Origin of the sequence: Lutispora saccharofermentans (genome assembly GCF_024363565.1) — a bacterium.
Classification (GTDB): domain Bacteria; phylum Bacillota; class Clostridia; order Lutisporales; family Lutisporaceae; genus Lutispora; species Lutispora saccharofermentans.
Map to the genome: position 1 here is coordinate 201343 of NZ_JAJEKE010000002.1, position 17744 is coordinate 219086.

20 protein-coding genes and 1 riboswitch are annotated in these 17744 nt (G+C 40.9%); of the genes, 16 read left to right on the forward strand and 4 right to left on the reverse strand.

Translation table 11 applies throughout. The features are described 5' to 3' along the window. The first annotated feature begins 4 nt into the window (after positions 1-4). A complete protein-coding gene (locus LJD61_RS03835; protein ID WP_255226186.1) occupies positions 5-913 on the forward strand; it encodes a DNA-3-methyladenine glycosylase family protein in 909 nt (302 codons plus the stop codon). Continuing rightward, on the forward strand, positions 910-1593 hold the full coding sequence (locus tag LJD61_RS03840; RefSeq protein ID WP_255226187.1) for a DUF554 domain-containing protein: 684 nt from the start codon (positions 910-912) through the stop codon (positions 1591-1593). Before LJD61_RS03835 ends, LJD61_RS03840 begins: the two co-directional genes overlap by 4 nt. A 137-nt stretch (positions 1594-1730) precedes the next feature. On the opposite strand, the gene LJD61_RS03845 is transcribed toward LJD61_RS03840, so the two are convergent. Then, complete coding sequence (locus LJD61_RS03845) at positions 1731-4007, reverse strand: M56 family metallopeptidase (protein ID WP_255226188.1); 2277 nt, start codon at positions 4005-4007, stop codon at positions 1731-1733. 1 nt (position 4008) lies between these two features. Beyond that, positions 4009-4392, reverse strand: a complete 384-nt coding sequence (locus tag LJD61_RS03850) for a BlaI/MecI/CopY family transcriptional regulator (RefSeq protein WP_255226189.1) — start codon at positions 4390-4392, stop codon at positions 4009-4011. 181 nt (positions 4393-4573) lie between these two features. Here LJD61_RS03850 and LJD61_RS03855 point away from each other — a divergent pair, with 181 nt between their 5' ends. The 9 genes from LJD61_RS03855 (at position 4574) to LJD61_RS03895 (ending at position 10906) form a co-directional block, all read left to right on the forward strand. Then, positions 4574-4912 (forward strand): DUF134 domain-containing protein, encoded by a 339-nt coding sequence (locus LJD61_RS03855; RefSeq protein WP_255226190.1) that lies wholly within the window; start codon positions 4574-4576, stop codon positions 4910-4912. A gap of 45 nt (positions 4913-4957) precedes the next feature. After that, positions 4958-5179, forward strand: a complete 222-nt coding sequence (locus LJD61_RS03860; protein ID WP_255226191.1) for a DUF5320 domain-containing protein — start codon at positions 4958-4960, stop codon at positions 5177-5179. A gap of 169 nt (positions 5180-5348) precedes the next feature. Beyond that, positions 5349-6902: a glutamate synthase-related protein gene (locus LJD61_RS03865; RefSeq protein WP_255226192.1), complete on the forward strand. Its 1554-nt coding sequence runs from the start codon at positions 5349-5351 to the stop codon at positions 6900-6902. Between the two features lie 153 nt (positions 6903-7055). Then, complete coding sequence (locus LJD61_RS03870) at positions 7056-7475, forward strand: MerR family transcriptional regulator (protein ID WP_255226193.1); 420 nt, start codon at positions 7056-7058, stop codon at positions 7473-7475. 71 nt (positions 7476-7546) lie between these two features. Next, the gene (locus tag LJD61_RS03875; RefSeq protein ID WP_255226194.1) at positions 7547-8404 is read left to right on the forward strand and encodes an Mrp/NBP35 family ATP-binding protein; all 858 of its coding nucleotides are present in this window, start codon (positions 7547-7549) and stop codon (positions 8402-8404) included. Positions 8405-8439: 35 nt separating this feature from the next. Continuing rightward, positions 8440-8808: a NifB/NifX family molybdenum-iron cluster-binding protein gene (locus tag LJD61_RS03880; RefSeq protein WP_255226195.1), complete on the forward strand. Its 369-nt coding sequence runs from the start codon at positions 8440-8442 to the stop codon at positions 8806-8808. 2 nt (positions 8809-8810) lie between these two features. Then, complete coding sequence (locus tag LJD61_RS03885; protein ID WP_255226196.1) at positions 8811-9671, forward strand: nucleotide-binding protein; 861 nt, start codon at positions 8811-8813, stop codon at positions 9669-9671. Next, the gene (locus LJD61_RS03890) at positions 9643-10518 is read left to right on the forward strand and encodes an ATP-binding protein (RefSeq protein WP_255226197.1); all 876 of its coding nucleotides are present in this window, start codon (positions 9643-9645) and stop codon (positions 10516-10518) included. The genes LJD61_RS03885 and LJD61_RS03890 overlap by 29 nt, the downstream gene beginning before the upstream one ends. 28 nt (positions 10519-10546) lie before the next feature. Then, positions 10547-10906 (forward strand): NifB/NifX family molybdenum-iron cluster-binding protein, encoded by a 360-nt coding sequence (locus tag LJD61_RS03895; RefSeq protein WP_255226198.1) that lies wholly within the window; start codon positions 10547-10549, stop codon positions 10904-10906. A gap of 25 nt (positions 10907-10931) precedes the next feature. Here the strand turns inward: LJD61_RS03895 and LJD61_RS03900 are convergent, their stop codons facing one another. Beyond that, entirely contained in the window at positions 10932-11300 is a 369-nt protein-coding gene (locus tag LJD61_RS03900) for a hypothetical protein (RefSeq protein WP_255226199.1), read from the reverse strand. A 23-nt stretch (positions 11301-11323) separates the two neighbouring features. Continuing rightward, positions 11324-11728 carry a YtxH domain-containing protein gene (locus LJD61_RS03905; protein WP_255226200.1) on the reverse strand — a complete coding sequence of 135 codons (405 nt, stop codon included), beginning with the start codon at positions 11726-11728 and terminating at the stop codon, positions 11324-11326. 364 nt (positions 11729-12092) lie between these two features. Between LJD61_RS03905 and groES the strand changes: the two genes are divergently transcribed. The 5 genes from groES (at position 12093) to LJD61_RS03930 (ending at position 17744) form a co-directional block, all read left to right on the forward strand. After that, a complete protein-coding gene (groES, locus tag LJD61_RS03910; RefSeq protein ID WP_255226201.1) occupies positions 12093-12377 on the forward strand; it encodes a co-chaperone GroES in 285 nt (94 codons plus the stop codon). An 18-nt stretch (positions 12378-12395) separates the two neighbouring features. Next, on the forward strand, positions 12396-14027 hold the full coding sequence (gene groL / locus LJD61_RS03915) for a chaperonin GroEL (protein WP_255226202.1): 1632 nt from the start codon (positions 12396-12398) through the stop codon (positions 14025-14027). Positions 14028-14181: 154 nt separating this feature from the next. Beyond that, entirely contained in the window at positions 14182-14676 is a 495-nt protein-coding gene (moaC, locus tag LJD61_RS03920; protein ID WP_255226203.1) for a cyclic pyranopterin monophosphate synthase MoaC, read from the forward strand. Positions 14677-15174: 498 nt separating this feature from the next. Next, positions 15175-15684 (forward strand): MogA/MoaB family molybdenum cofactor biosynthesis protein, encoded by a 510-nt coding sequence (locus LJD61_RS03925; RefSeq protein ID WP_255226204.1) that lies wholly within the window; start codon positions 15175-15177, stop codon positions 15682-15684. A gap of 93 nt (positions 15685-15777) precedes the next feature. Further along, positions 15778-15899: riboswitch (molybdenum cofactor riboswitch) on the forward strand. Positions 15900-16007: 108 nt separating this feature from the next. Next, entirely contained in the window at positions 16008-17744 is a 1737-nt protein-coding gene (locus tag LJD61_RS03930) for an NADH-dependent [FeFe] hydrogenase, group A6 (RefSeq protein ID WP_255226205.1), read from the forward strand.

The window sequence follows — 17744 nt, forward strand, 5'->3', positions numbered from 1 at the left end:
AAATATGGAAATTAATGATATGAGCATAAGAACTGTAGAAAATGGAGTAGTGCTGGAAAATATTTGTCATTTCAATGCCCAGCACATATTTGAATGCGGCCAATGCTTCCGGTGGAAGCCTTCGTCTGACGGCAGCTATACGGGCATTGCCTTCGGCAAGGTGATAAATGTCAAATCAGATGAAGAAAACAACAGAGTGCAGATTTTAAATACAAATATGGAAGACTTCAAAAATATATGGTTTGATTATTTTGATTTAGGCAGGGATTACGGAAAGATCAAGGAAATGCTTGCTGAAGATGAAATCTTAAGAACAGCCATAAAATATGGAGAAGGCATAAGGATATTAAAACAGGACCCGTGGGAGATGCTTATATCCTATATAATGTCGGCCAATAACAGGATACCCATGATAGCCAGGAGCATAGGGCTGCTTTCTCAAATGTATGGACAGCCTGTTTATTATGAAGGCGAAACCTATTATACTTTTCCTTCTCCCGAAGAGCTGTCAAAGGCTGAGCTTTCCGATATAGAAAAGTGCAGAGCAGGCTTTAGATGCAAATATATAGTCAAAGCCATACAAATGGTCATAGACGGTACAATTGATTTGAACCGCATTAAGGCTATGGATATCGATAGTGCAAGGCAGGAGCTTATGAAGGTGCCAGGAGTGGGTATCAAGGTAGCAGATTGCATAATGCTTTTTTCTATGCAGAAATATGCTTCATATCCTACGGATGTGTGGATAAAAAGAGTGACTGAGCATTTTTACCTTCATCATGATGTGCCTATGAAAGCTATCCATGCTTTTGCCCGGGAAAAGTTCGGAAACTTGGCAGGCTTTGCACAGGAATATTTGTTTTATTATGCAAGAGAGATGAAGATAGGCAGCGATAAGGGGGAAAAGGAATGATATTATTAGGAGCAGTGGCTAATGCTGCTGCAGTTTTTGTCGGCGGAATTACAGGCTTGTTTATGAAAAAAGGTCTGCCGAAGAGATTTGGAGATTCGATAATGCATGCCCTTGCCCTATTCACCTTTGGATTGGGCGTGGCATTTTTCATGAAATCACAGGATATAATGGTCGTAATAGCCAGCTTGCTGCTGGGAACCCTTATAGGGGAAATTATCGATATAGAGAAGAGATTGGAAAGCTTGGGGAATTCCCTGCAGTCTAAAGTCAAAGGTGTCGGCGGAAGCTTTTCTGAAGGCTTTGTAACTGCAAGCCTTCTTTTTTGTGTCGGCTCAATGGCAATAATGGGTTCTTTGCAAAGCGGCCTTTCGGCAGATCATGAGGTTCTCTATGCAAAAGCCGTGATGGATTTGGTGGCTGCGCTTATATTTGCTGCTGCCATGGGACTTGGGGTGGCGATGTCCGCCGTACCTGTGTTGATCTACGAGGGGAGCCTGAGCCTGCTGGCATCTGTAGCATCTCCTTACCTCAGCAATGTAGTAGTGGATGAAATGACTGCCGTAGGCGGAGTATTGCTGATGGGACTAGCACTTTCCATATTGGAAATCAAAAAGATCAGGGTAGGCAATATGATTCCCGGCATATTTTTGCCTATAATCATAATGTTGTTTATGAAATAAGGGCTGTTGCATAACGCATTCAACCTGTCATTCCGAAGGAGCAAAGCGACTGAAGAATCTTTTTATTGCAATGTCTTAAAGATTCTTCGCTGTGCTCAGAATGCCAAAATTGGAATTTTGCAACAGCCTTTATATTTTTATTGACCAGTATCAGAATTTATTACCTTTTCGCTTATCAGGCTCTTTAATATTTCCTCTTGATTTTCTGCTTCAGGAGAAAATGAAACAGTACAATAGAAACCGTTTTCTTTCCAAATGTAATCAGTTTCGCAAATTTTATCTTCATATGTAAGTTCATATCGCAGGACATCTTTGCCGGAAATCAATAATGATTGGGTTTTTATTTTATTTGATTCATCTGCTTTGCCGATGCTTAGCTCAAAGTATCCCTTTTCCCTTGCGTGATCATATATTTTAGAGCCTTCCCTTTGAACAAATGTGAGAGAGTCATTGGGAAGCTTATAAATCATTACAAGCTCATAGTTGATCTTATTGCCTTTTATATCCGAATCAGGGGATATGCCCACACTTGCATAGGATGCCTTTATATCCTTCGGAATGGTTAAAGGAAATTTGATCGGAAATCCCAAAAGAGTTTTTGCTTTTTCAAGATCTTCCTTATCATATATTGATAGTTGACCGATTTCAGTGGAAATTTCGGGAGTTATAGGGACATAATCCACATTTTTTATATGCGGCAGGTATTTTACGGATTCTGCGATCTTCATCGCATCTTCCTGGGACAGGTCTGTTCTCTTGTTGATGTCTCCTTTAGGTGTTTTTATATCCCGGATATATTCTATACCATAGAATATATCTTCATCCTGCCATAGTAAATATTTTTTTGTGGTTTCCCAGCTGCTTTCATCATCAGCCATTATTGCCGTGATAGTAAGAATTGAGCCTTTTAGACTTCCATAGCCAAGGGGTTCTTCATTGCTGTTTATTTCAGACTGAATATTCTCGTTGCCCATGTATTCATTTTTTGCACTTTCTTTAAAAAATCCTTTCAGATCCTTTGTGGAAGCGTGAAAAGCAAAGCTTAACCTTTTACCCGATTCTTTATCAAAGAAAATCTTTACCGCATTTGTTCCTTCATAAGCCTTTATAATGTGGAAGGCGCTTGGATTATAGTCTGAAGGAACAAAATCCGGCACTTTGAATTTAAAGCCTGCAACTTTTGCCATTTTATTAATATCATTGTAGGATTTTAGCGGTGCATCAATGAGAAATTCGGCCTCGTCTGCCGGAGCCTTATCAATCAACATGTCCGGGGATTTTTCTGCGGTCATGATGCCGCTGTCTGTTATGCTGCTGGAGCTCACAGCGTTTGTAAGGGTTATGCTTCCTATGAGTATGCAGCATATAACCGCAGCCGCAGAAATTTTATAGGAACCTTTTTTAAATGCTTTGATCATATGAATTCTCCTTTTAATTTGATTTTTTGTTTCGAAAAAGCTTATCAGGCTTAACTGACTATGCTCATTAAAAAACATCCTGGAAAGATTGACCATGGTCATACCGTATGGCATTATTTCTTCTTCCCCAAGTATTTCAAGCACATAGGCATCGCTGGCAATTTCTCTGAGCAGCTTCATCCTTTTTGCAGCAAACCATACCACAGGGTTAAACCAATGTACCATCACGGCTATTGTTCCCAATAGATTATAAACAGAGTCCCTTCTTTTGTAATGGACCAATTCATGCAAAAGGATATGCATAAGCTGTTTGCCGCTTATTTTGCTGCATATGCCTTCCGGCAAATAGATTCTGGGCCTTATAATTCCCGATATGCAGGGACTTTTGAAACTTTCATCTGTGTAAATAGGAATACCGCTTTTTATTTCCAGCTTTTTTAAACAGTCCTCCAGTAAAGAAACAATCTCCGGTTCTGCAAGTCTTCTGAAATATATGGCTTTACCCTTAAATTTAAACATAGCTGTTAAAGCAAACAGAGCCATAGAAAGGAATCCGGCAAACCAGGTCAGGGAAGCTATTCTTAAAGCGTATCCAGCCGAAGTTTCTTTTCCTTGATCCTTTGAGTATTCCTCAAAGGAAAGCACATAGTCGTTTTCATAATAATTCCTGCCATGATCTCTGTAGCTATTAACTTCACCGCTAATATCATGATCATATCCTTCCGCTGAAAAAGCGGAGGCATCCAAAACAGCAGTCTTTTTAGAGTCAATAACATTTTGAATTTTTGCAGGCAAAAGATTTAATATGCTTAAAGGGCTTTCGGGAACCACCGGTGCAAGAAGCCTTATCAGAACTAAAAGCCATAATGCATGATGAAATCTTGGGCCGATTCTATCATTGAAAATCAGTTTTATCAGTATTATGATCAATGATAAAATACCGGCGGCTATCGAAGAATATAGAACCCAGAGAAAAAGCTTGCTTATCATATCCATATTAAATCCTCTCTGCTTTCTTTTCTTCAAGAAGCTTTTGGAGCTTTTCAATCTCTTTGTCGGTTAAAGGTTCGTCTTCCAAGAAGTTTGAAAAAAGCATGCTTACAGTACCGTCATATACTCTCTCAAGAAAAGACTTATTTTCAGCCTTTATACATTCCTTTTCGGATACTATGGGATTATATAAATAGTTGCGGCCGGATTTTTCAAAGCCTATTGCACCTTTTTTAAGAAGCCTGTTTATGAATGTTTTTATGGTCTGGCCGGACCAATTCATTTTATCTGACAGAGATGCTATTATCTCATCTGATGTTATAGGGCTGCTTTTCCATACAAGCTTCATTATTTCCCATTCTGCTTCCGAAATCCTCGGAATATCGCCCACAAGCAATACCTCCTATCTATCATGATTTTGTTTACAATTGTAAACATTAATTTAAGTTTACGATTGTAAACAAAATATGTCAAGTAAAATATTTCTATTTTCTAAAAACTTATTGACAGAAGTAAGAATCAGAGGTATTATTAGTTATGAGCATATGCACATAACTAAATGAGGTGATAAAATGCCTAGGCCAAGAAAATGCAGAAGAATAGAGTTTATGCCCGATAATCAATATTTTTATCCCCAATCCAAAGATTTCGAAGAAGTCATAATCAGTTTTGAAGAGGTAGAAGCTCTCAGACTTTCTGATCTTGAAGCTATGGAACAAGATTCCGCATCAGAAAAAATGAATGTTTCCAGAGGTACCTTTCAGAGAATTATTAATTCTGCCAGACATAAAATTGCAGATGCCATTATAAATGGAAAAGCAATTAGGATAGAAGGCGGAGATTATGAGCTTATGAGTGACAGTCGGAATGGTATGGGTCATTGCAGGAGATTCAGAGGAGGCAGAGACTAAAAGGGATAATCGCATGCATCTCTATAAAGAGGAGGAGGTGTAAGAATGAGAGGATGGAATATGAGAGGACAGGGTCCTAATGCTTATCCCTTTTGCAGATGCAATCCTTCATTGCCCTCCAGAAGAGCAATGAGAGGCTATTGTGCTGAAGATATGAATATTTTTTCTATGAATGAAGCTGAGCATTTAAAAAGCACCGCAGAATATCTCAAAGGCCAATTGGATGCTGTAAACAAAAGGCTTAAAGATATTGATAAAGCAGAATAGTTTTCACCTTAAACTTCAATAAATTTATTGAAATATAATAAATAAAAAGTTATAATTTAATGAGATGCATGTGTATTTTTTGTCTGGAAGATGCGGCTTAATGTATACATAATTTTATTTATAAGAATAGAGAACTGTGTCCAGATTTAAATTTAAAGGAGGGTTTTTCATGTCTTTTAGTCCATCCTTAGGCAGTACGGTTACCAATACGAAAATGAGGACTCCTGAAAAATTATCGCCTTTTTCAGGGATGTGTTCCGTATGTACGGCAGATTGCATAGGAAGCTGTGAAATCGGTTATTCCGCTATCCGGGGGGAGGAAGCCCTTTATCCTGTCGGAGCCGATAAAAGCCAATTTGCATCGGAAAAGGATTATCCGGTAGATTTTTCGCATTTCAATATCAATGGTCATGTATTTGGTGCATCAGGCATTGATGCGGATACATACAAGGCCAGCTTCCCTAACGTGGATATCGGCACTGCGGTGGGGATTGATAATCCAATCAAACTAAAAGCACCTTTTATTCTGCCGGCTATGGCTAAGCTGAATTGGCCCGACTACTATGGGGGTGCTGCCTTGTCAGGAATAATGGCAGTCATCGGCGAAGATGCAGTGGTCAAAGACGCGGAACTGCAAATGAGCAATAATAAGGTAGTAAAATCTCCTCTTTTGGAGAAAATGATTAATAGCTTTAATAGATATCATAATGGCTATGGTGATATTGTACTGCAGGCTAATGTGGATGATGAACATATAGGAGTTTTAGATTACGCAATAAAAGAATTGGGAGCAACCACGGTAGAGCTTAAGTTCGGGCAGGCAGCTAAAGGCATACAAGGCATGGGCTTTGTATATAAGCTGGAGGATGCTTTGGAATTTCAGAAAAAAGGATATTTAATAATTCCGGACCCTTCTGATCCGATAGTTCAGGAGAAGCATAAAAAAGGCATCGGCCCCCACTTTCAAAGAATAGGCAAGCTTCCCATGTGGAACGAAGAAATGCTGGAAAAAAGAATAGCTCAATTGAGAGAGCATGGAGTAAAGCGCATTCTCTTTAAGATGGCGGCTTTTGACCCGGCGGATATTATAAGGGTGCTGAAGGTTGCTTCGAACAATAAGATTGATCTGGTTACCTTTGACGGCGCCGGGGGAGGCAGCGGAAACAGCCCGTGCAAGATGATGAATGAATGGGGCTTGCCGCCTGTATATATGGAAAGCATCTTGTATGATATATTGAATGAGATGAAAGATAAAGGCTATACCTTGCCAAAAGTCGCAGCAGCCGGAGGATTTGCAATGGAAGACCAGATTTTTAAGGGCCTTTCCTTAGGGGCACCTTATATTTCCATGATCGCCATAGGAAGAGCCGCAATGGCTGCAGCTATGGCAGGCAAAAGAGCAGGGGAATTGATCGCTAAAGGAGAGATACCTAAAGATCTGCAGAAATATGGAGATAGCCTGTCGGGCATTTATAGAGATGTGAGGCTGCTGAAAGATACATATGGTCCTGATGCCGAGAATATTGCCCCCGGAGCTATTGGGGTATTTTCCTATATCAACCGGGTTTCTACAGGGCTTCGCCAGATGATGGCTCTGAATCGTAAATTTGCTTTGGACAAAATAGATCGAACCGACATAATAGCTCTTACTAAGGAAGCCGGTGAAGTGTCAGGTATTTCAACAATTATGGATTACAGGAATAGAATAAGAGAGATGATATAGCCTTCTCTATTTGCCCCTGATGATATAAAATATCTATATATGACGCATTAAATATTTTACAGCAGTAAGCTTATATTAACTGATAAAAGCTATGTAACGTATTTATTGCAACTTATATAATATTAAAAAAGAAATATTTAAATGGTGATTGTTATGTTTGACGAATGCACAGGACTTTATACCATAGGTACGGTTGCTCGCCTTATAGGCGAGCATCCGGAAACTCTGAGGGTATGGGAGAGAAATGGACTTATACAACCTGACAGGCAGGGTTATCAAAGAAAATATTCCAATAATGATTTAAAAAGGCTGAAGTTCATTAAATATTTGATGGACGAAAAGGGTCTCAATATTGCTGGAGTAAAGCATATTATTTCCATGTATCCTTGCTGGTTCAAAAAGGATTGCCGGGGAGGCGCCCGCAAAAATAGCCCGGTTCCGGTGAATGAGGCAAAGCCTTGCTGGAAGATTGAAGACACATATTGCATGATAGCAAGTGATAAAGCAGAGATGTGCAATACCTGTGAAGTGTATAAGAATTGCACCAATTGCAATGGATGCAGAGGCAGATAAATTTTATTTGTCCAAAACTTCAAAGAATTTATTTAATAAATATAAATAATAATATATAGGAGATGGGTTTTATGGATAAGAATAAATGTGAATGCGAAAACATGAGCTGCGAGGAAGGAACTGGCTGCTCAGGAGGCTGTGGAGATGCACAAATAGAAAATGATTTCAGTGTCGAGGCTCATAAGTTGAATTCAATAAAAAGAGTCATAGGAGTAGTCAGCGGAAAGGGTGGGGTAGGAAAATCCCTGGTGGCCTCCGCTCTTGCAGTCCTGTCAAGGAGAAAAGGTTACAAAGTGGGAGTTCTGGATGCGGATATTACAGGACCTTCAATACCCAAGATGTTTGGGATAAACAGGAGGGCAATGTCCTCTGAGTCAGGTATATTGCCGGAGAAAACCCATAATGGCATAAAAATAATGTCTGTAAATTTACTGTTGGACAGTGATGATTCTCCCGTGATATGGAGAGGGCCTCTTATATCCGGTGTAGTGAAACAGTTTTGGTCTGATGTCATTTGGGGAGACATAGACTATTTATTCCTTGACATGCCTCCGGGAACAGGGGATGTGCCGCTGACAGTATTTCAATCCATACCTTTGGACGGCATTATAATAGTGACCTCTCCCCAGGATCTGGTCCATATGATAGTGCGGAAAGCTTACAATATGGCAAAATCCATGAATATACCCGTATTAGGCATTGTAGAAAATATGAGCTATGTGAAATGCCCGGATTGCAGTAAAGAGATTAAAATTTTCGGAGACAGCCATATAGATGATATTGCAGGTGAGTTGGGGATTGAGGTCCTCGGCAGAATGCCAATAGACCCTTCTATAGCTGAGGCTTGTGATAAAGGCGAAATTGAGAGGCTGAACAATGATTATCTATCTGGAGCTTTGGACTTTATAGAAAAGAATCTCAAACCATAAATCAGTCCAAAATTATTATAGGGAGGTTGTTCATTGTGAAAATTGCAATACCTTCAGAGGGGAAAAGCCTTGAAAGCCCGGTAAACCAAAGCTTTGGGCGAACAGAAACTTTTATTTTAGTGGACATCAAGGATATGAGCTATAAGGTAATTGACAATACTGCAGCCGGTGCACAAGGAGGAGCGGGAATAAAAGCTGCTCAGGCTGTTGTGGACAGCGGAGCCGATGCAATTATCACCTTTCGTTGCGGTCAGAATGCAGCGGATGTATTGCAAGCGGGAGGAATCAAAATTTATAAAGCTTCACCCGGAACTGTCAGCGATGCAGTGCAAATGTTTATTTCAGGAATACTTGAAGAGCTGACAGATATACACGCCGGATATCATAACCATGGAGGAGCTTAAAAATGCAGATTGCTGTGCTCAGCGGCAAAGGAGGCACGGGGAAAACCTTCGTCTCAGTCAATCTCGCCTTTGCAGCTCAAAACGCAACATACATTGACTGTGATGTAGAAGAGCCGAATGGCCGGCTGTTTCTTAAACCCGAGATTACCGCCGAGGAAAATGTAGAGGTCATGATACCTAAAGCTGATTTCGAGAAATGCAATGCCTGCAGAATATGTGTGGATTTTTGCCAGTACAATGCCTTGGCTTTGGCTAATAATAGATTGCTTGTTTTTAAAGAGCTTTGCCATGATTGCGGGGGCTGCATATTGCTATGCCCGGGAAAGGCTTTGACAGAACAGGGACGGGTCATAGGAAAAGTCGAATATGGAATATCAGGGAGAGTCAAAACGAGAACAGGTATATTAAATACCGGCGAAGCAGTGGGCATACCCATTATAAAGAAATTATCGGAGAATATCTCAAAAGACGATACTTATATTATTGACAGCCCTCCCGGAAGCTCTTGCGCCGTTATGGAGAGCATAAAGGATTGCGGCTATTGTATCCTTGTTACAGAGCCTACTTTGTTTGGCGTCCATAATTTGGCTATGGTGTATGAGTTGGTGAAGCTGTTTGACAAACCTCACGGAGTGATAATAAACAAATATATTGAAGAAGAAACCGTAGCGGATGATTACTGTTCACAAAATAATATTCCTGTTATTTCCAGGGTTCCATACGATGCCAGGATCGGATCTATGAATTCACAAGGAAGGATTGCTGCTGCAGAGGATGATAAATACCTTGCTGTATTCGAGGAAATCCTTCAAAGAGTTCAAGAGGAGGTGCAGCATGAAGCAGTTGCTCATATTGAGCGGTAAGGGCGGTACAGGCAAGACCACCGTAGCAGGGGCTTTCATAAAGCTGGCTGGGAAAAAAGCCTTCGCAGATTGCGATGTAGATGCACCAAATCTTCATATAATTTATTCTGATGGGGAGATAAAAGAAGAAAAGCCCTATTATGGATTAAAAAAAGCCGTGAAAAATTATGATATATGTATACAATGCGGCAAATGTGAAGAGCTATGCCGCTTCTCAGCCATCAGGAATGGCATTTTGAAGCCTATGGAATGCGAGGGCTGCGGTGTATGTGAGGCTTTTTGCCCTGTAAAAGATGACAAAGGGAAAAAAGCGATTCATTTGGAGAAAAATATATCAGGGATTACAACGGTATCAGCAATTAATGGGGAAATCTTTTCACAAGCCCAGCTTAGAACTGGAAACGGAGCTTCCGGAAAGCTGGTGACAGAGGTAAGAAAAAATTTAAAAAACTTCGCCGCTGATGAAGAGTTTGCTATAATTGACGGTTCACCGGGTATTGGCTGCCCGGTAATAGCTTCTATAACAGGAGTAGATTTAGTCCTTATCGTAGCGGAACCGACTATTTCAGGTATTCATGATATGAAAAGGATCATCGAAACTGCAGAGAGATTTGGGGTACCTTGTTTGATATGCATAAATAAATATGATGTAAATACAGACAAGGCTTATGAAATTGAGGAATTTTGCAATCAGGAGAGCATTTCTTTAATAGGCAGGATACCTTTTGATGCTTCGGTAGTCAAAGCAGTAAATCAATGCAAGACCGTTATGGATATGCCAGACAGCCCTGCAGCAGATGCATTAAGAGGTATATGGGAAGAGATATATAAGGTATTGACAAGCTGATAAAAATAAATGAGAGGAGAGATAATTTATGAAAATCGCAGTAGCAAGAGAAGGAAATCAGGTAGCGCAGCATTTTGGACATTGCGAGGGCTTTGAAATATTTACAGAGGAAGCAGGCAGGATAAGCGGAAAGCAATTTTTCCAAAATCCAGGGCATAAACCCGGTTTTCTGCCTAATTACCTAAATGACTTGGGTGTTAACGTAATAATTTCCGGTGGTATGGGCAGCGGAGCCATCGAAATATTTAATGAAAAGAACATCGAAGTCATAACAGGTGCTTCAGGTGACCCGTCACACAATGCGGAGAGCTATTTAAAGGGAGAGCTTAAATCTGCGGGCAGCGTCTGCCATGAGCACGAACACCATGACTCATGCGAGGGACACTAAAAAAATAATACCCCTGATCGGGGTATTATTTTTTCCCAAAGGTGCTTATCAGTACCTTAACTATTTCGCTGATAATCTTCACATATTCTACAGCTTCCTGAGTGCCTGAGCTCACAGCGGCCACGGTCTCAGTTACCGTATCGCCTATAGAATCTACCGTAGCAGCTGCCTTCTCCACACCCTGCTTTACATTTACTGCAGCCTCATCAATATTGCCGGCGATGGAAGGAAGCTTGTCCAAAGTTTTGTCAATATCAGACTCGTGCTTGTCCAATATTCCTCTTACCCTTTTCAATATGCAGGTGAGGTGGTTCAATGCAATAAACAGATATATGCCCAGCCCTGTGGCGATCAGAAAAAGTATGAGCAGTCCCAGATCCTTATACGATATCATATCCTACTCCCCTTTTCTTCTTATTAATCTTCACAGCAGCTGCCCATTTTTGGTTCTTCGACCTCAGCGCATCCTCCGCAGCAGCTCTCATGATCGTCGCAGCATTTGTCTCCTCCTGCGGCAACTTCTTCATCGGCTTCTTTATCCTTCTTAAGATTAGCTATCTTCTCTTTTCCTTCTTCCACTATTTTGGATATCTTTTCTCCTACTTCTCCTGCGCCTTCCTTTACGCTTTGAGCAGCATTTTTAGCAGCATCTGCTATGTCCTTCCTGGTCTCTTCGCCGGCTTTAGGCGCAAAGAGCACACCTGCGGCCGCACCAACTGCCGCGCCTACCCCCAGGCCTACTCCTACTTTCTTAGCTGTATCTATTGCCTGAGCTTTTTTCTTCTCTTTTTTAGATTTGTTCAAAACATCTCTTAACGACATTGATAACCCTCCTTATATCGAATACTTGGTATATTTATATAATTATACTGGAAAACCATGCTAATTTCAATAAACGATTCAACGAACGAATATATTAGCAATAATGGGTGACAATAAATTAGGTAAAATTTTCATATAGATAGCTTGATTGCATATATAGGGAGAGAAAAACAATGTAATACGGAGTTAAATTGAAATATTAGGCGAATATAGCCAAAAAACCCACTAAAATAGAAAATTATGAATTTGCTAATAATAATTTCATTAATTATTATAATAATGTAATTAGCACTCAACGCTAATGAGTGCTAATAAAGGGGATACATATAAATTTTAAATACAAAAACTTTAAGGAGGGTTATTAATGAATATCAAACCACTTGGAGACAGAGTAGTTATTAAAGTATTGGAAAGCGAAGAAACAACCAAAAGCGGTATAGTTCTGCCCGGTACTGCAAAGGAGAAGCCTATGCAGGGTGAAATCCTGGCTGTCGGCTCAGGCGAGATTGTAGACGGCAAGAAAGTTCCTTTGGAATTAAAGGTTGGAGACAGGGTAATATACTCCAAATATGCAGGAACAGAAGTCAAGATGGACGGAGCAGAATATCTGATCCTCAGACAAAATGATGTATTGGCAATAGTAGAATAATAAAGGGAGGTTAAATAAATGGCAAAGCAGATTAAATTTAGCGAAGATGCAAGAAGATCTCTTGAAAGAGGAGTAAATCAACTGGCTGACACAGTTAAGATAACTCTCGGACCAAAGGGAAGAAATGTTGTTTTAGATAAGAAATTCGGTTCTCCCCTGATCACAAATGATGGTGTTACCATAGCGAAAGAAATAGAGCTGGAAGATGCTTTTGAAAATATGGGAGCTCAGTTGGTAAAAGAAGTTGCAACAAAGACAAATGATGTTGCAGGTGATGGAACAACTACAGCTACAATTCTGGCTCAGGCTATAATCAGAGAAGGCTTGAAAAACGTTGCAGCAGGTGCAAACCCGATGGTATTGAAGAAGGGTATAGCCAAGGCTGTCGAAGCCGCTGTAGAACAATTGAAGAGCGTTTCCAAGCCCATAGAGAGCAAATCCGCCATAGCACAGGTTGCTTCCATATCAGCAGGAGAAGAAGCCATAGGGGATATAATTTCAGAAGCTATGGAAAAGGTAGGCAAGGATGGCGTTATAACTGTTGAAGAATCAAATACCTTCGGCACAACTTTGGATGTTGTTGAAGGAATGCAGTTTGACAGAGGCTATGTTTCCATGTACATGATCACAGATACAGAAAAGATGGAAGCTGTATTGGATGATCCATATATACTTATCACGGATAAAAAATTATCCAACATTCAAGATCTTCTCCCAGTATTAGAGCAGATCGTACAGCAGGGCAAAAAGCTTTTGATAATCGCAGAAGATATCGAAGGCGAAGCTCTTTCAACATTGGTTGTAAATAAACTCAGAGGAACCTTCACTTGTGTTGCTGTAAAAGCTCCAGGCTTCGGCGACAGAAGAAAGGCAATGCTTGAAGATATAGCTGTGCTCACAGGCGGCCAGGTGATATCCGAAGAATTGGGCCTAGACCTTAAGGAAACAAAGCTGAGCCAATTAGGAAGAGCAAGACAGGTCAAAGTTCAGAAGGAGAACACCATAATCGTTGACGGTGCAGGTGATGCTCAGGTTATAAAGGATAGAGTAAGACAGATAAAAGCTCAGATAGAAGAGACAACTTCTGATTTCGATAGAGAAAAGCTTCAGGAAAGGCTTGCAAAATTGGCAGGCGGCGTAGCAGTTATCAAGGTTGGTGCTGCAACAGAAACTGAACTCAAAGAAAGAAAGCTGAGAATCGAAGATGCCCTTGCAGCAACAAGAGCAGCCGTAGAAGAAGGTATAGTACCCGGCGGCGGAGTTGCTTTGGTAAATGCTATAAAAATAGTTGAGGCTCTTTTAAAGGATACTCATGGGGATGAAAAGACAGGCATTCAGATCATAAAGAGAGCTTTGGAAGAACCTGTAAGACAGATTGCAGAAAATGCAGGCCTTGAAGGTTCAGTAATAGTTGAGAAGGTCATCAACAGCGAAGCCGGAGTAGGATATGATGTGGCAAACGATAAGTATGTCAATATGATAGAAGCAGGTATAGTTGATCCTACAAAGGTTACAAGATCCGCATTGCAGAATGCTGCATCTATAGCATCAATGCTTCTTACAACCGAAAGCATAGTAGCAGACCTTCCTGAAAAGGAAAAACCCATGATGCCTGGAGGCGGAATGGGCGGAGACATGGGAATGTACTAAAACAGATAAAAAGCTGCGAATTATCGCAGCTTTTTTTATGCCTTTTTCTAAAGCTCGGATGGAGTTATCGTTTGATTTGAATAAAGTATACTGTTAATAATTGGCTTGAGGAAGTATAATAGTAGATAAGAAACTGGATTGGGAGGTAATCGCTTTGGAAAGATTGACTCACATAAATGAAAAAGGCTATGCAAAGATGATGGATGTTACGGAAAAGGAGGAAAGCTTGAGAGAAGCGGTGGCTCGAGGTTCCGTCTACATGAAAAAGGAAACCATAAGAGCTGTAATTGAGGGCAAAATAAAAAAGGGAGATGTGCTGTCTGTAGCTCAGGTGGGCGGAATAATGGGAGCCAAGAGCACTTCTGTAATAATACCGATGTGCCATAACATCAATATTTACGGTGCGGATCTTGAATTCAATATAGATAAGGAAAACTGCAAAATCGATATCATTGCAACGGTAAAAACATACGGAGTTACGGGCGTGGAGATGGAGGCTTTGACGGCCGTATCGATTGCAGCCCTTACTATATATGATATGTGCAAAGCCATAGACAAAGAGATGGTCATATCTGATATACATCTTGTGAAAAAAACAGGCGGCAAATCAGGAGATTTTTATTTCAGGGATTTGAGCTCTAAGTGTTAGGGCAAATGGGTTTTAGAACTCAGGATTCAGAGCTCAGAACTCAGGAGGGACTGGGGTGTTCCTTACGGGTCAGCTACTAGCTTCTGGCCTCTAGCCTCTGGCTTTGAGTATGCCGCTGGAGTCAGAGAGTTACGGGAACCACTGAAAGACACAAAGACAACACGAAAAAACACTAAATGAATATCAAATAATCTGACAGGTAGATGGGCGGTTTAAAGCGAAGCTTGTCATCCTGAGCACCAGCGAAGGATCTTGGTATTCCTCTGTGGTATAAGATCCTTCGGTCGTATTCTCCCTCAGGATGACAGCAAAACATGATTTTCATAACAATGACATGGGTTATTGCTCTCTTCCGTGTAATTCAGTGCCCCATTCAGTGTCTTTCAGTGGTTCCTGCTCCCCAGGACCCCAAAGGAATACCCTAATGCCAGAGGCTAGCGACCAGCGGCTAGTGGCTGACCTATAAGAAATACCCCATAGAAAAGAAGGAGGAAGCTTATGAACAAAGATTTTGCATTTACATTCGGCATAATAACCGTCAGCGATAAAGGCTCCAGAGGAGAGCGGAAAGATGAATCGGGGCCGGCCGCAGAAGAATTGCTGAAGCCTATGGGCGGCATTATGAAAAAATATATGATCGTGCCGGATGAAAGAGAAGATATAAAAAAAGCGATAAAAGAAATGGCTGACAGTTTAAACATCGATATGATTTTGACAAGCGGCGGAACCGGCTTTTCACCCAGGGATGTTACTCCGGAAGCCACTTTGGAGATGATTGAGAGGATTGTACCGGGGATACCTGAAGCCATGAGGGCTGAAAGCCTTAAAGCGACGCCTAAGGCTATGCTTTCCAGAGCTATGGCAGGCATCAGAGGCAGATCCCTTATAATAAATTTGCCCGGAAGTCCCAAGGGAGTCCGAGAATGTCTAAGCGTTGTAATTCCAGTGCTGAGGCATGGTATAGAGACTTTAAGGGGAGAAACTTCTGAATGTGCCGAAAGGAATTAGAATCAATTTCACATAAATCCGATAGCCGATAAATAGAATTAATTGCTTCTAAACTAATTGACAAAGCATTAACAATATATTAGAATAAATATGATAAAAAAATAACTCCGAGTCGGTAGTCCAGAGAGCATTTTTCTTATGGAGTACAGGCTAACGGGTTTGAATGAAAATGCTCATGCTGCCCGTGTTTGGAAAGGAGCTAAATTTGAGAACCGTAGCCTTAGTGGTATACGGATTTGTTTATGGTTGTTAATAAACTCCTTTTTTGGGGAGTTTATTTTTTAGTAACTTATCCAATTTACATGACAAGGGGGATAAACATTATGGAAATGGTAAACCTGACAATTGATGGTATCAAAACCCAAGTACCAAAAGGTACAACAGTTTTGGCAGCTGCTAGGTCATTAAACATTAATATTCCTACACTTTGCTTTTTAAAAGATATTAATGAGGTCGGAGCTTGCAGAATGTGCGTTGTAGAGGTAAAGGGAGCCAGATCTTTGCAGGCGTCATGTGTGCTTCCCGTTGCAGAAGGCATGGAAGTAAAAACCAATTCAAAAGACGTGAGAGAAGCCAGATCTGTAATTCTCAAGCTTATATTGGCCAGACATGAAAGAGAATGTTTGACATGCTCCAGAAACCTTAACTGCGAGCTTCAAAAGCTTTGTGAAGAAATGGGCATAGATGGTTTGGACTTCCAAGGAGAAAAGATAACATACGCGGTAGACACGGCATCACCTTCAGTGGTCAGGGATCAGAATAAATGCATACTCTGCGGAAGGTGTATAAGCGTTTGCAGGAATGTACAGGGCACTGGGGTTATTAACTTTGCAAGAAGAGGAGTCAAGACGACTGTAACCACATCCTATGATAAAGGCTTGTCTGAAGTAGCCTGCATAAATTGCGGCCAATGCATAAAGATATGTCCTGTGGGTGCATTAAGGGAGAAAGATGACAGAGACAGAGTCTGGGAAGCATTGGATAACAGCGATATGTACGTTGTAGCACAGACAGCTCCTGCGGTTAGAGTTGCTTTGGGCGAAGAATTCGGTATGCCTGTAGGCACTAACGTAGAAGGAAAGATGGTATCTGCCTTAAAGAGATTAGGTTTTGATAAAGTTTTCGACACGGATTTTGCTGCAGACTTAACAATAATAGAAGAAGGCACTGAACTTTTAGGCAGGATTAAAAACGGAGGCAAGCTTCCGATGATCACTTCCTGTTCTCCAGGCTGGATTAAATATTGTGAACATTATCACAACGATTTTCTTGATAATCTTTCAAGCTGCAAGTCACCGCACCAGATGCTGGGCGCATTGACAAAATCCTATTATGCAGAAAAGATGGGTATTGATCCCAAGAAAATTTTTGTTGTATCCATAATGCCTTGTACGGCCAAGAAGTTTGAATCAGGCAGAGAAGAATTGAAAGTTGACGGCTTGAGGGATGTAGATGCTGTCATAACTACCAGAGAACTGGCAAGGATGATCAAGGAAGCAAGAATGGATTTCGGTACCTTGGAAGATAGCAAATTCGATAAGGTTATGGGTGAATCAACAGGTGCTGCCGTAATATTCGGAGCAACCGGCGGTGTAATGGAAGCTGCTTTGAGGACTGTAGCAGACATTCTTACAGGACAGGATTTAAAGGACATAGATTATAACCCTGTCAGAGGACTCGAGGGAATTAAAGAAGCAGCAGTTAAGATAGGAGACCTTGAGGTAAAGGTTGCTGTAGCCCACGGCACAGCCAACGCAGGAAAGCTTCTTGATAAAGTTAGAAATGGGGAAGCCAACTATCACTTCATAGAAGTGATGGGTTGCCCCGGAGGATGCATAAATGGCGGAGGACAGCCGATTATAATAGATAAGGAAAAGACTGAAGAGGTATGCAAAAAGAGAGCTCAGGGGCTATATACCATGGACGCTGAAATGCCTTTGAGAAAATCTCATAAGAATCCTGAAATCAAAGCCTTATACGATGAGTATTTAGGAGAAGCCAACGGGCATAAAGCTCATCACCTGCTCCATACTCATTATGTGAAAAGAGAAAGGGTATAG

Coding starts and splice junctions, on each gene's coding strand:
- LJD61_RS03890 (WP_255226197.1), top strand. CDS start 9,643: ATGAAGCAGTTGCTCATATTGAGCGGTAAGGGCGGTACAGGCAAGACC.
- groL (WP_255226202.1), top strand. CDS start 12,396: ATGGCAAAGCAGATTAAATTTAGCGAAGATGCAAGAAGATCTCTTGAA.
- LJD61_RS03860 (WP_255226191.1), top strand. CDS start 4,958: ATGAGAGGATGGAATATGAGAGGACAGGGTCCTAATGCTTATCCCTTT.
- LJD61_RS03895 (WP_255226198.1), top strand. CDS start 10,547: ATGAAAATCGCAGTAGCAAGAGAAGGAAATCAGGTAGCGCAGCATTTT.
- LJD61_RS03925 (WP_255226204.1), top strand. CDS start 15,175: ATGAACAAAGATTTTGCATTTACATTCGGCATAATAACCGTCAGCGAT.
- LJD61_RS03840 (WP_255226187.1), top strand. CDS start 910: ATGATATTATTAGGAGCAGTGGCTAATGCTGCTGCAGTTTTTGTCGGC.
- LJD61_RS03885 (WP_255226196.1), top strand. CDS start 8,811: ATGCAGATTGCTGTGCTCAGCGGCAAAGGAGGCACGGGGAAAACCTTC.
- LJD61_RS03870 (WP_255226193.1), top strand. CDS start 7,056: ATGTTTGACGAATGCACAGGACTTTATACCATAGGTACGGTTGCTCGC.
- LJD61_RS03875 (WP_255226194.1), top strand. CDS start 7,547: ATGGATAAGAATAAATGTGAATGCGAAAACATGAGCTGCGAGGAAGGA.
- LJD61_RS03845 (WP_255226188.1), bottom strand. CDS start 4,007: ATGGATATGATAAGCAAGCTTTTTCTCTGGGTTCTATATTCTTCGATA.
- LJD61_RS03855 (WP_255226190.1), top strand. CDS start 4,574: ATGCCTAGGCCAAGAAAATGCAGAAGAATAGAGTTTATGCCCGATAAT.
- LJD61_RS03900 (WP_255226199.1), bottom strand. CDS start 11,300: ATGATATCGTATAAGGATCTGGGACTGCTCATACTTTTTCTGATCGCC.
- LJD61_RS03865 (WP_255226192.1), top strand. CDS start 5,349: ATGTCTTTTAGTCCATCCTTAGGCAGTACGGTTACCAATACGAAAATG.
- groES (WP_255226201.1), top strand. CDS start 12,093: ATGAATATCAAACCACTTGGAGACAGAGTAGTTATTAAAGTATTGGAA.
- LJD61_RS03930 (WP_255226205.1), top strand. CDS start 16,008: ATGGAAATGGTAAACCTGACAATTGATGGTATCAAAACCCAAGTACCA.
- LJD61_RS03835 (WP_255226186.1), top strand. CDS start 5: ATGGAAATTAATGATATGAGCATAAGAACTGTAGAAAATGGAGTAGTG.
- LJD61_RS03905 (WP_255226200.1), bottom strand. CDS start 11,728: ATGTCGTTAAGAGATGTTTTGAACAAATCTAAAAAAGAGAAGAAAAAA.